The following is a 13,198-nucleotide window of genomic DNA, read 5'->3' on the forward strand; positions in this document are numbered from 1 at the left end:
CGCCGGCGCCCGCGACGCGCCGACTTCGTGAATTCCATGCTTGACATTAAAATTGATGATTTGTAGATTGTCAACAACATGCAGATAACAGAGGGCAACCGGTTGTATGTAGCAGGCAGAAAGATCACCACCCATTCGCCGCGGTTGCGGCACCACAGTCAAGGGGTCTGAAGATGAACGGAAAGCCGGTATTCAAGCGTTCGGGCACATGGGCGTCGGGCGTGCTTCGCTGTGCGCTCGCGGCGTCGGTCGCGCTGGGCGTCGCGCAGGCGGCGCAGGCGAAGACGTCGCTGCTCGTCTACACCGCGCTCGAGGACGAGGCGATGAAGCCGTACAAGGATGCGTTCGAGAAGGCGAATCCCGACATCGAGATCCGCTGGGTGCGCGATTCGACCGGCTCGGTCACCGCGAAGCTGCTCGCCGAGAAGAACAATCCGCGCGCGGACGTCGTGCTCGGGCTCGCCGCGTCGAGCCTCACGGTGCTCGATCTGCAGGGGATGCTGATGCCGTACGCGCCGAAGGGCTTCGATCAGCTCACGCGCAAGTACAGCGATGCGAACACGCCGCCGCACTGGGTCGGGATGGACGTCTGGGGCGCGACGATCTGCTACAACCGCGTGATCGGCGAGCAGCGCCACATTCCGAAGCCGACGTCGTGGGCCGACCTGACGAAGCCGATCTACAAGGGCGCGATCGTGATGCCGAGCCCGGTGTCGTCCGGCACCGGCTATCTCGACGTGACCGCGTGGCTGCAGACGCTCGGCAAGGACGGCGGCTGGAAGTACATGGATGCGCTCGACAAGAACGTCGCGCAGTACGTGCACTCGGGCTCGAAGCCGTGCACGCTCGCCGGCACCGGCGAATTCCCGATCGGCATCTCGTTCGAGTTCCGCGGCCACGAACTGCAGGAGCAGGGCGCGCCGATCGATCTCGTGTTCCCGAAGGAAGGGCTCGGCTGGGACATGGAAGCGACCGGGATCATGAAGACGACGAAGCATCCGGACGAAGCGAAGAAGCTCGCGGACTTCATGGCGAGCAAGGACGCGAACGCGATCACCGCGCGCTGGTGGGCGATCGTCGCGTATCCGGGCGTCGCGAAGAAGCTGTCCGGCATCCCCGACAACTACGCGGATCTGCTCGTGAAGAACGACTTCACGTGGTCCGCGAAGAACCGTCAGTCGATCCTCGATACCTGGCAGCAGCGCTACGGCGCGAAGGCGGAGCAGCAATGATGGCACCTTATCTGAGCGTAGAACGCATCGACAAGCGGTACAACGACACGCAGGTGCTCCGGGGCATCAGCCTGAGCGTGATGAAGGGAGAAATGATCTGCTTCCTCGGGCCGTCCGGCTGCGGGAAGACGACGCTCCTGCGGATCATCGCGGGGCTCGAGGCGCAGACGTCCGGCCAGATCACGCAGGGCGGCCGCGACATCTCGCGGCTGCCGCCACAGTTGCGCGACTACGGGATCGTGTTCCAGTCGTACGCGCTGTTCCCGAACCTGACCGTCTACGACAACGTCGCGTACGGCCTCGTCAACCGCAAGATGAAGCGCGCGGCGATCGATGCGCGCGTGCACGAGCTGCTCGAGCTCGTCGGTTTGCCGGACAGCCATCGCAAGCATCCGGGCCAGCTGTCCGGCGGCCAGCAGCAGCGGATCGCGCTCGCCCGCGCGCTCGCGACGTCGCCCGGGCTGCTGCTGCTCGACGAGCCGCTGTCCGCGCTCGACGCGCGCGTGCGGGTGCGGCTGCGCCAGGAGATCCGCGCGCTGCAGCAGAGCCTCGGCCTGACGACGATCATGGTCACGCACGATCAGGAAGAGGCGCTGTCGATGGCCGACCGCATCGTCGTGATGAACCACGGCGTGATCGAGCAGATCGGCACACCGCTCGAGATCTACCGGCAGCCGGCGTCGCCGTTCGTCGCCGACTTCATCGGCAAGGTCAACTCGATCTCCGCGCAGATGCAGGGCGACGGCACGCTGCGCGCGGGCGACGTCGGCCTCGAATGCCAGCGCGGCGCGACGCGCCCCGCGGCGGGCGCACCGGTGTCGGTCTACGTGCGCCCCGAGGACATCCGCATCGCGGTGCCGGGCGACACGCCCGACAACCGGCTCACCGGCCGCGTCGAGAAGCTCGAGTTCCTCGGCGCGTTCTGCCGCGTGAGCTTCCGCGTCGACGGGCTCGCCGCGCAGGAGATCGTCGCCGATCTGTCGTTCCACGAAGTCGACCGCACCGGCCTGCGCGCCGGCGCGTCGTTCGATCTCGCGCTCGATCGCGAGCATGTCCGCGTGTTTCCGTCCGTCAAGGAGCGCCCGCTATGAACGCCGTGCTATCCGAGCGCCGCCGCGGCGCGTCCGCGCCTGCCGAAGTCCGGCAGACGACCCACTGGCACGACCGCGTCGCGCAGCTCGCGCTCGTCGTGATGGCCGGGCTGCTGTCGCTGTTCCTGCTGCTGCCGCTCGCGATCGTCGTGCAGAAATGCTTCGTCGACGCGGACGGCCATTTCATCGGGCTGCACAACTTCGGCACGTACCTGGCGAACAGCGGCGTGCTGCGCTCGGTCGGGCATTCGCTGACGGTCGGCGCGCTCGTCACGTCGATCGTCGTGCCGATGGCGTTCACGTTCGCGTATGCGATCACGCGCTCGTGCATGCCGCTGAAGAACGCGGTGCGCACGATCGCGCTGCTGCCGCTGCTCGCGCCGACGCTGCTGTCCGCCGTGTCGTTCATCTACTGGTTCGGCAACGCGGGGCTGCTGAAGCCGCTGTTGCACGGCCACTCGATCTACGGGCTGCCCGGCATCGTTGCGAGCCTCGTGTACGCGTCGTTCCCGCACGTGCTGATGATCCTCGTGACCGCGCTGTCGCTCGCCGACGGGCGGCTCTACGAAGCGGCCGACGCGATGGGCACGAGCCGCCTGCGCAAGTTCTTCACGATCACGCTGCCCGGCGCGAAGTACGGGCTCATCAGCGCGACGATGGTGGCGTTCACGATGTGCATCAACGACTTCGGCGTGCCGGTCGTGATCGGCGGCTCGTACAACGTGCTGTCGACCGACATCTACAAGCTGATCATCGGGCTGCAGGACTTCAACCGTAGCGCGGTCGTCAGCCTGATGCTGCTGTTCCCCGCGCTGATCGCGTTCGGCATCGACTTCTTCATCCGCCGCCGGCAGCAGTCGCAGCTCGGTGCGCGCTCGACGCCGTACCAGCCGAAGCCGTCGCGCGGCTTCGACTTCGCGATGCTCGCGTACTGCGGCACGGTCTGCGCACTGTTCATCGCGGTGGTCGGCATCTCGGTGTTCGCGTCGTTCGTGAAGTTCTGGCCGTACCAGATGAGCCTCGGCGTCCAGCACTACCGGATGGGCCTCGTCGCGGCCGGCATCTTCGACGCATACCTGAACAGCCTGAAGATGGCGCTCGCGGTCGCCACCGGCGGCACGATCGTCGTGTTCGGCGGTGCGTACCTGATCGAGAAGACGCGCTGCGCACGCTGGCTGCGCACGTTCATCAGCCTCTGCGCGATCCTGCCGATGGGCGTGCCCGGCCTCGTGCTCGGCATCAGCTACATCTTCCTGTTCAACGCGCCCGGCAATCCGCTGAACGGCCTGTACGGTTCGTTCGCGATCCTCGCGATCGTCACCGTCGTCCACTACTACTCGTCGAGTCATCTGACCGCGGTCACCGCGCTGCGCCAGATCGACAGCGAGTTCGAGGCGGTGTCCGCGTCGCTGAAGGTGCCGTTCTACAAGACGTTCATCCGCGTCACGGTGCCCGTCTGCCTGCCCGCGATCCTGCTGATCGCGCGCTATCTGTTCGTGAACGGGATGACGACCGTGTCCGCGGTCGTGTTCCTGTACTCGCCGGACACGCAGCCCGCGTCGGTCGCGATCCTGAACCTCGACGACGCCGGCCAGATCGGCCCCGCCGCCGCGATGGCGACGCTGATTCTCGCGACGTCGTCGTTCGCATGCGTGCTGTTCGCGTGCGTGTCGCACGGGCTGCTGCGCAGGACGCAGGCCTGGCGCCAGCCGAATCGCCGTTGAAGCTCCGATTGAAGCCTTATCGAGTCGCCGCTCCACTATTTGTCCCAGTACCCCATATCGAGGAATCGACATGACGCTCGCCGCTACGCCCATTCTGCTCACCCCCGGCCCTCTGACGACCTCCGACCGCACGCGGCAGGCGATGCTGCGCGACTGGGGCTCGTGGGACACCGACTTCAACCAGATCACCGCGCGGCTGCGCGAGCGGATCCTGCGCATCGTGCACGGCGAAGGCACGCACGAATGCGTGCCGCTGCAAGGCAGCGGCACGTTCTCGGTCGAGGCCGCGATCGGCACGATCGTGCCGCGCGACGGCCACGTGCTCGTGCCGAACAACGGCGCGTACTGCCAGCGGATCGCGAAGATCTGCCGCGTGCTCGGCCGCAAGCTGACGACGCTCGACTACACCGAAGCGCAACGCGTCGAACCGGCCGACGTCGATCGCGTGCTCGCGGCCGACCCGACGATCACGCACGTCGCGCTCGTGCACTGCGAAACCGGCACCGGCGTGCTGAATCCGCTGCACGAGGTCGCGCAGGTCGTCGCGAAACACGGACGCGGCCTGATCGTCGACGCGATGAGCTCGTTCGGCGCGATCGACATCGACGCGCGCACGACGCCGTTCGACGCGGTGATCGCCGCATCGGGCAAATGCCTCGAAGGCGTGCCGGGGATGGGCTTCGTGATCGCGAAGCGCAGCACGCTCGAACGTTGCGAGGGCAACTGTCATTCGCTGAGCATGGACCTGTACGATCAGTGGACGTACATGCAGCGCACGACGCAATGGCGCTTCACGCCGCCGACGCACGTCGTCGCGGCGCTCGACGCGGCGCTCACGCAATACTTCGAGGAAGGCGGGCTCGCCGTGCGCGGCGGCCGCTACGCACGCAATTGCGCGGCGCTCGTCGACGGGCTGGCCGCGCTCGGCCTGCGCACGTTCCTCGACGCATCGGTGCAGGCGCCGATCATCGTCACGTTCCACGCGCCTGACGATCCGAACTACGATTTCAAGACCTTTTATCAGGAAGTCAAAAAGCGCGGCTACATTCTGTATCCGGGCAAGCTCACGCAAGTCGAGACGTTCCGCGTCGGCTGCATCGGCCATTTCGGCGAAGCGGGCATTCCGGGCGCGGTCGCCGCGATCGCCGACACGCTGGAGGCGATGGGTGTCGCGCGCGTGTCCGCCGAAGAAACGGCCTGACCGAAGAGTCCGTTATGCGTCCCTTCTGGATCGAACAAGCGCTCTTCAACGACGGCGAACTCGCGCCCGCGCTGCAGGGCGCGACGAAAGCCGACGTCTGCATCGTCGGCGGCGGCTTCACCGGCCTCTGGACCGCCATTCAGGCGAAGCAGCAGAACCCCGCGCTCGATGTCGTGATCATCGAGCGCGATCTGTGCGGCGCCGGCGCGAGCGGCCGCAACGGCGGCTGCCTGCTCACGTGGTCGGCGAAATTCCTGACGCTGCGGCGCCTGTTCGGCGAAGCAGAGGCGATCCGGCTCGTGAAGGCATCGGAAGCGGCGGTGCAGCACATCGCCGACTTCTGCCGCGCACACCGGATCGACGCCGAACTGCGGCTCGACGGCACGCTGTATACCGCGACGTCGCCCGCGCAGGTCGGCACGCTCGCGCCGGTGCTCGATGCGCTCGCCGCGTGCGGGATCCACAGCTACGCGCCGCTGCCGCCCGCCGAGGTCGCGCGCCGCTCGGGCTCCGCGCGCAATCTCGACGGCGTGTTCTCGCCGATCGCGGCCACCGTGCATCCGGGCAAGCTCGTGCGCGGGCTGCGCCGCGTCGCGCGCGAGATGGGCATCCGGATCTACGAACGCACGCCGATGCTCGACTTCACGCCGGGCCAGCCCGTCACCGTGCGCACGCCGACCGGCAGCGTGACCGCGGGCAAGCTCGTGCTCGCGCTGAACGCATGGATGGCGAGCCGCTTTCCGCAGTTCGAGCGGACGATCGCCGTCGTGTCGAGCGACATGATCATCACCGAGAAATGCCCGGAGCTGCTGGCGCGAGCCGGGCTCGTCGACGGCGTGTCGGTGCTCGATTCGCGGATCTTCGTCTACTACTACCGCAGCACGCCGGACGGCCGGCTGATGCTCGGCAAGGGCGGCAACACGTTCGCGTGGCGCGGGCGGATCGCGCCGGTGTTCGACCAGCGCTCGCCGTACGAGGCGCAGCTGACGAAGAGCCTGCACGAATTCTTCCCGTCGCTCGCCGGCGTGCCGATCACCGCGAGCTGGAACGGCCCGTCGGACCGCTCGGTCACCGGCTTCCCGTTCTTCGGGCGCCTCGACGACGCGCCGAACGTGTTCTACGGCTTCGGCTATTCGGGCAACGGCGTCGGGCCGACGTACATGGGCGGGCAGATCCTGTCGTCGCTCGTGCTGGGCCTCGACAACGCGTGGACGAGAAGCCCGATCACGCGCGGCCCGCTCGGCCATTTCCCGCCGGAGCCGTTTCGCTACGTCGGGTCGCTCACGGTACGCAACGCGATCCGCCGCAAGGAACGCGCGGAGGACGCGCACCGGCAGCCGTGGATCGTCGACACGTGGTTGTCCAAACTCGCGAGCGCGGCCGGGAAAGCGGACAAAGCGTAAGCGGACAAGGCGTAAGCGGACAAGGCCTGAGCGAACAACGCGTAAAAAAACACCGCGGGGCCGGCATTGCACCGGCCCCGCGGCGTTTCTGGCGCAATGTGCCGATCAGCCGGCCAGCCCCGCCGGTCAGCCCTTCACCGGCCCCGGATCGCTCTGGCTCGGCCGGCCCGTCTCGACGTGGCCCGCGAAGCGGCGCACGACCGTGTCCGTCGCGCCGCCGACCGTCGTCGCCGCGATGTTCAGGTCGTACCAGCCGTGGCTCGAGCTCAGCTCCCAATGATCCTGCTGCGTCTGGCCCGGCTGCAGCGTGTACTGGCGCGCGTGCGCGTTGCTGTACGCGTTGCCGACAGTGATGCTGCACGCGGCCGCGCCCGTGTTGCGCAGCTCGAGGTAGACCTGACGGTTCTGCACGTCGTAGCCGATCCGCACGTCCGGGTTCGCGTGATGGCCGTCGGTCGCGGTCTGCACGTTGCCCTGGAATTCGCTGAGATAGCCGTTCGGGCCGTAGACCGCGAAGTGATACGCCCCCTGCGACGACGACGTGCTCCAGTAGTCGGTCAGCGTATCCTGCGACGCGACCGAGTAGCGGCGCGGCGGGTTGGCCGTCTGAAGGCGGTCGTACACGTAGAACGCCGCGCCCGCGCCGCCCGTGTTCGCGAGGTCGAGCCACAGGTTGCCGTCGTGGCCGCTCACGCGGCTCTGGACGAACACCTCGTACGGCAGCGCGCGCGCCGGCCGCGTGCCGGGCTCCTGCGCCGGCATCGTCTGCTGCGCGGGCACCTGGTACGCCTGGCCGGCCGTCTGGATGTGCTGCGGCACCGTGAAGCTGACCGTCGACGTGTCCGGCTGGCCGGAGAAGTCGAACGCGGACGTCAGGTCGCCGCACAGCGAGCGGCGCCACGCGCTGATGTTCGGCTCATGCACGCCGAAGCGCGCCTCGAGAAAGCGCAGCACCGACGTGTGATCGAACATCTCCGAGCAGACCCAGCCGCCCTTCGACCACGGCGACACGACGATCAGCGGCACGCGCGTGCCCAGGCCGATCGGCTGAATCCCGCCCGGGTCCGCGCCGGGGATCATCGGCCCCATCTCGTGCGGATACTGGCCGAGGTCGAGATACTCGTCGCCGATGTTCGACATCAGGCTCGACGAGATCATGCCCTGCGCGTTCTGGCCGCTCGACAGCGGCGGCATCGGCGGCACGACGTGGTCGAACAGGCCGTCGTTCTCGTCGTAGTTCAGGATCAGCACGGTCTTCGCCCACACGTCGGGGTTCGACGTCAGTGCCTCGATGACCATGTTGATGTAGAACGCGCCGTCGGTCGGCGACGACGACGGATGCTCGCTGTACTTGGCCGGCGCGACGATCCACGACACCTGCGGCAGCTGGTTCGCCTGCACGTCGGCCTTCAGCTCGGCGAGCGTGTGGTTCGACGCGCCCTTGTCGACGAGCGGGCCGCTCGCGCCTTCCTGCACCTGGAACTTCTTGAAGAACATCAGCGAGTTGTCGGTGAAGTTGTCCGTCGCGTCGCCCGGGATGCCGGTGCCGCCCTGATACACCTTCCAGCTGATGTTCGCGTTCTGCAGACGCTCCGCATAGGTCGTCCACGTATAGCCGTTCACGTTGTCGCGCTCGCCGATGCCCGGGCCGTTCGGCGGATTGCCGTAGATGTTGCGCGGGTCGATCGTGCCCGTGAACAGAAAGATGCGGTTCGGCGCGGTGTCGGCGGGCGTCGAGCAGAAGTACGAATCGCAGATCGTGAACGCGTCCGCGAGCGCGTAGTGATAGGTCAGGTCGTCGCGCTTCAGATAGCCCATCGTCAGCACGTCCTGCTTCTGGTTCACCCACTGATCGTAGAAGCCGTTGTTCCATGCGAGATGGCCGCTGCTCCAGCCGTGGTTCGTGCCCGGCTGATATTCGGTGGTCTGCTTCGGATCGAGGTAGAACGGCAGCACGTACTTCGCCGACGGATCGAGGCCGCGCGAATGATAGTTCTTCGTGAACACCGACGCCGGCGGCTGCTGCCATACCGGCGCGCCGTTCGGCAGCACGTGCGGACGCGGATCGTCGAAGCCGCGCACGCCGCGCAGCCCGCCGAAGTAATGGTCGAACGAGCGGTTCTCCTGCATGAAGATCACGACGTGCTCGACGTCCTGGATCGTGCCGGTGCGCGTCGCGGCGGGCATCGCGAGCGCCTTGCGGATTGCGGGCGGGAAGCCCGCGTAGGCAGCCATCGCGCCCGCCGACTGAGCGGCGAGGCGTAGGAAGTCGCGTCTGTTTTTCGAAGACATGAGGAATCCTGTTTATCTGTCGGAATGAAGGAGGGGTGCGGCTGGCGGATCAGTGCGCGTTGCTCGCGCCGGAGTCGGGCGCCCAGTGCATGACGGGCGGGCCTGGCGGGTTGTCCTCGGCGTTCGCCGCCTGCTGGCTGTTCGCGCTCGGCGCGCTCGACGATGGCGCCGACGACGGGCCGGCGCTGCCGCCGCCGTCGCACGCGGCGAGCGCGAGGCAAAGAAACAGCGCCGCGCAGACGGCGCGCGAATCGATTCGACGCATGGGGATCGGTCCGTGGATGACGAATGCGGTCATTAACGCATCGGCGCGTGTCCCCGCAGTGACCGGTTCCATCAGATTTCTTTCGGACTACCTCAGCTTTTTTGCACGAAGCGCCGGTGCGCCACCGGCGTTCGCTATCGCTGCGCCATGGCGCCGTTATCGCGCGTAACCGACGAAACACGCTCGTCCGTGCGCGTGTCACGCGGCGGACACATCGTCGCGCTAAGCTGTCGCGCGACACGGCAGGAGAAGAGGACGGGATTTTGTTCGATCAGCTGAAGGCGTTCCACGCGACGGTCCGTCAGGGCAGCATCACGCGTGCGGCGCGGCATCTCGGCGTCAGTCAGCCGACGATCGCCGCGCAGATCCGGCAGATCGAGCAGCTCTACGGCGTCGAGCTGTTCTATCGCAGCGGGCGCCGCCTCGCGGTCACCGAGACCGGCGTCGCGCTGCTGCCGCTCGTCGAGAAGATGATCGATCTCGAAGCGCAGGCCGACATCATGCTACGCAACGTCGGCGGCCTGTTCGAAGGCCATCTGCGGCTCGGCGCGACGGGGCCGTACTACATCATGGACGCGGTCGGGCGCTTCTCGAACGCGCACCCGGCGATCGCGCTCACGTGCCGGATCGGCAATTCGGAAGATATCCTGAATGCGCTGCACGAGTTCCGCATCGATCTCGCGGTGTCGTCGCAGCTCAACGACGCGGACGGGCTCGAGCGGCGCGTGATCTCGACCGATCCGCTCGTGCTCGTCGTGCATCGCAGCCACCCGCTCGCGCGCGTCGACGCGATCGACGCGGCACGCCTCGCCGACGTACGCCTGCTGATTCGCGAGGAAGGCTCGGTCACGCGCCGCTGCACCGAGGAGATTCTCGCGAAGGCCGGCGTCGCGCCAACGTCGACCGCCGAGATCGGCAGCCGCGAGGCGATTCGCGAAGCGATCCTGCACGGCGTCGGCGGCAGCCTCTTTCCGCGCGGCGAAGCGGAACGGCATCCGGATCTGCATGCGATCACGCTGTCCGGCGTCGACACGACGATCGACGAATACATCTACTACCTGAAAGCGCGCCGGCACAGCCCGGCGATCGACGCGTTTCTCGCGTGCATCGTGCCGGGCGGAAGTGCGGGGGAAGTCGCGTCGCGTCACGACGCATGATGCGCCACCGCCCGCGAGAACGGGGCGGCGGCACACGAGCGGTCACACGCTGAAGCGGTTCAGCGTATACGCACGATACGCGGCAACGAACGCGTCGAACGATCCGGTTTCCTTCGCTTCGAGCTCCGCCTGCTCGACGAGCGACTGCTCGGCGAGCGCGGCGGCCGCGCGCGCGTCGTCGGCCGACAGCGGCCGCGCGCGGAAATGCGCGGCATGCGCGTCGCTTTGCGCGCGTGCGAAGTCGAGGAACGACTGACCACGCTCGCGCATCGTGCGCAGCACGCGCGCGGACGGCGTGCACTCCGGATCCGCGAACTTCTCGCGCTGCGCGGCGATCGCGCGCGCATGCGCGTCGCCGCCGCGAATCTCGTCGAGCCGGCGGCCGATCGCGTCGATCTTCGCAAGCAGCTCGTCGGCCCACGCGTGCATGTCGACGTCGCTGCCGTCGCGCGACAGCGTGAGGCCGGGCTTGCGCCCTTCCATCGTCACGCGGCCGAAGTTCGCGTTCGCTTCCTTGTATCCGTCGCCGTCGAGCGCGGGGCTCTCGTCGAGCGCGCACGCCAGCAGATACGCATCGATGAAGCGCGCGGTGTCGATCGCGATGCCGGTCGGCTCGAACGGATCGATGTCGAGACAGCGCACCTCGATGTACTGCACGCCGCGCGACGCGAGCGCATGCAGCGGCCGCTCGCCCGAATACGTGACGCGCTTCGGGCGGATCGTCGAGTAGAACTCGTTCTCGATCTGCAGCACGTTCGTGTTGATCTGCACCCACTCGCCGTCGCGATGCGTGCCGATCGCCTCGTACGGCGGATACGGCTCGCTGACCGCCTTCGACAGCCCGTCGAGATAGCCCGGCAGCGTGTTGTAGTCGGCCTGCAGCGCGGCCTGCGCGGTCGTGTTCGAGTAGCCGAGATCGCTCATCCGCAGGCTCGTCGCGTACGGGCGATACAGCGTGTCGGCATCGAACGTGTCGAGCGTGTGCGGGCGGCCGCGCAGGAAGCGCGTATCGAGCGCCGGCGACGCGCCGAACAGGTACATCAGCAGCCAGCTCGTGCGGCGGAAATTGCGGATCAGCGCGAGGTAGCGCTCGGACTGATAGTCGACGAGGCTCGCGGTCGAGTTTTCCTCCGCATGCAGGCGGCGCCACACTTCCTCGTGCAGCGAGTAGTTGTAGTGGATGCCGGCGATGCACTGCATCGTGCGGCCGTAGCGATACGCGAGCCCGCGGCGATAGACGGTCTTCAGGTGTCCGATGTTCGACGTGCCGTACTCCGCGATCGGAATCTCGTCGTCGGCGGGCAGCAGGCCGGGCATCGATTCGGTCCACAGCATCTCGTCGCCGAGCGACGCGTAGACGAGACGATGCAGCGCGTCGAGACGCTCGAGCGTGATCGACGCGTCGTGCTCGGCCGGCGTGATCAGCTCGATCAGCGCCTCCGAATAGTCGGTCGTCAGCGACGGATGCGTGAGCGCCGAACCGAGCGCGCGCGGATGCGGCGTGAACGCGATCATCCCGTCGCGCGTGACGCGCAGGCTTTCCTTTTCGATGCCGCGCAGGCCGTCAGGCAGATGCTGTCGCGTCGGGCCGGTACTCAGCACGTCGAGGCGATTCAGCAGCAAATCGGTCTGGCGGTGGGTCATGGTGTTCGGCATGAATGCGCAAATGCAGGCTCGGCCACGCTCGCGCGGCCAGGCAGGATTGATGGTCGCTTCCTTTGGTAGCGGGCACTTTAACATCTCGCCGAAACCCGCGCTTGACCTGACTTTTCGGCGGGGTATTCGGGAAAAGCGCGCCCGTCGCGCCGACGTCAACTGCCCCGCGCCGGCGTCACCTCCCCTGCGCCGACCTCACCCACCCCGCGCCGCGCCCGCGCGATCCGCGACCTCGTTCCACAGATGCAGCGCCGCATACGCGCGCCACGGCCGCCACGCTTCGCTGCGGCGCCGCTGGCCGGCCAGCCGGTCGAGTGACGGATCGCGCGCGGCGATCGACTGCATCAGCACGAGATCGGACGCCGGCCACGCATCCGGATCGCGCCACGCGCGCATTGCGAGATACTCGACCGTCCACGGGCCGATTCCCGGCAGCGCGAGCCACGCCTCGCGCGCCGCCGCGAAATCGGCCGGCGCGGGCGCGAGCGGCACGTCGCCCGCCGCGACCGCGCGCGCCATCCCGGTCAGCGCCGCCGCGCGCTTGCCCGGCATGCCGATCCGCGCGACGTCGCACGCGGCGAGTGCGTCGGGCGTCGGAAAGCGCCACGCGGGCGCGCCGCCGTCGTCCGCCCCGACACGCTCATTCATGCGCTCGCCCGCGCGCTCGACAAGCCGGCCGACGATCGTCGTCGCCGCCTTCACGCTGACCTGCTGGCCGACGATCGCGCGCACCGCGAGCTCGAAGCCCGACCACGCGCCGGGCACGCGCAGCCCCGGCGCGGCGTCGACGAGCGGCGCGAACCACGGATCGCGCGCGAGCTGCGCGCCGATCGCGTGCGGATCGGCGCCGAGATCGAACATCGCGGCGAGGCGCGCGGCGAACGCGGCGTCCGCATACCGGGCCGCCGCGCCGTCGACGGTCGCGACGACACAGTGCTTGCGCGGATGCCGCTCGACGGTGAGCCGCCCGACCGCGCCGCGGTGCTCGACGATCCGGCGATACACGCCGCCCGCGACCTGCTCGACGCCCGGAATCGCCCGGCCCGCGAAGAAGCGCAGCACGCGCGGCCAGTCGTACGGTGCGCGAAACCGCAGCTCGAGCCGCACGGACGGCGCGGCATCCGCGCCGTCGATCGGGAGGGGCGCATCGATCGGGACAAACGCGCCGTTCGGGACA

Annotated in this window: 10 protein-coding genes; 6 read left to right on the forward strand and 4 right to left on the reverse strand. The window is 68.0% G+C overall.

Annotation, left to right across the window (positions count from 1 at the left end; genetic code table 11):
* Window positions 1–173 precede the first annotated feature (173 nt).
* The 5 genes from HZI36_RS12640 (at window position 174) to HZI36_RS12660 (ending at window position 6,651) form a co-directional block, all read left to right on the forward strand.
* Entirely contained in the window at window positions 174–1,232 is a 1,059-nt protein-coding gene (locus HZI36_RS12640) for a putative 2-aminoethylphosphonate ABC transporter substrate-binding protein (protein WP_179402991.1), read from the forward strand.
* Window positions 1,232–2,323: a putative 2-aminoethylphosphonate ABC transporter ATP-binding protein gene (locus tag HZI36_RS12645; protein WP_179403022.1), complete on the forward strand. Its 1,092-nt coding sequence runs from the start codon at window positions 1,232–1,234 to the stop codon at window positions 2,321–2,323. The genes HZI36_RS12640 and HZI36_RS12645 overlap by 1 nt, the downstream gene beginning before the upstream one ends.
* Entirely contained in the window at window positions 2,320–4,047 is a 1,728-nt protein-coding gene (locus HZI36_RS12650) for a putative 2-aminoethylphosphonate ABC transporter permease subunit (protein ID WP_179402992.1), read from the forward strand. The genes HZI36_RS12645 and HZI36_RS12650 overlap by 4 nt, the downstream gene beginning before the upstream one ends.
* Before the next feature lie 70 nt (window positions 4,048–4,117).
* Entirely contained in the window at window positions 4,118–5,248 is a 1,131-nt protein-coding gene (locus HZI36_RS12655; protein ID WP_179402993.1) for a 2-aminoethylphosphonate--pyruvate transaminase, read from the forward strand.
* Window positions 5,249–5,262: 14 nt separating this feature from the next.
* Window positions 5,263–6,651, forward strand: a complete 1,389-nt coding sequence (locus HZI36_RS12660; RefSeq protein WP_179402994.1) for an FAD-dependent oxidoreductase — start codon at window positions 5,263–5,265, stop codon at window positions 6,649–6,651.
* 126 nt (window positions 6,652–6,777) lie between these two features.
* On the opposite strand, the gene HZI36_RS12665 is transcribed toward HZI36_RS12660, so the two are convergent.
* Together HZI36_RS12665 and HZI36_RS12670 are read right to left on the reverse strand one after the other, a co-directional pair.
* Window positions 6,778–8,943, reverse strand: coding sequence for a phosphocholine-specific phospholipase C (locus HZI36_RS12665; protein WP_179402995.1), 2,166 nt, complete (start codon window positions 8,941–8,943; stop codon window positions 6,778–6,780).
* Between the two features lie 49 nt (window positions 8,944–8,992).
* Window positions 8,993–9,208, reverse strand: coding sequence for a hypothetical protein (locus HZI36_RS12670; RefSeq protein ID WP_179402996.1), 216 nt, complete (start codon window positions 9,206–9,208; stop codon window positions 8,993–8,995).
* A gap of 263 nt (window positions 9,209–9,471) precedes the next feature.
* Here HZI36_RS12670 and HZI36_RS12675 point away from each other — a divergent pair, with 263 nt between their 5' ends.
* Entirely contained in the window at window positions 9,472–10,365 is an 894-nt protein-coding gene (locus HZI36_RS12675) for a LysR family transcriptional regulator (RefSeq protein WP_179402997.1), read from the forward strand.
* Between the two features lie 42 nt (window positions 10,366–10,407).
* Here the strand turns inward: HZI36_RS12675 and gshA are convergent, their stop codons facing one another.
* Both gshA and HZI36_RS12685 read right to left on the reverse strand, forming a co-directional pair.
* Window positions 10,408–12,021, reverse strand: coding sequence for a glutamate--cysteine ligase (gene gshA / locus HZI36_RS12680; protein ID WP_179402998.1), 1,614 nt, complete (start codon window positions 12,019–12,021; stop codon window positions 10,408–10,410).
* Between the two features lie 195 nt (window positions 12,022–12,216).
* Window positions 12,217–13,155, reverse strand: a complete 939-nt coding sequence (locus HZI36_RS12685; protein WP_179403023.1) for an AlkA N-terminal domain-containing protein — start codon at window positions 13,153–13,155, stop codon at window positions 12,217–12,219.
* Window positions 13,156–13,198: the final 43 nt, after the last annotated feature.

It is taken from the genome of Burkholderia guangdongensis (genome assembly GCF_013403875.1).
Taxonomy (GTDB): Bacteria; Pseudomonadota; Gammaproteobacteria; order Burkholderiales; family Burkholderiaceae; genus Burkholderia; species Burkholderia guangdongensis.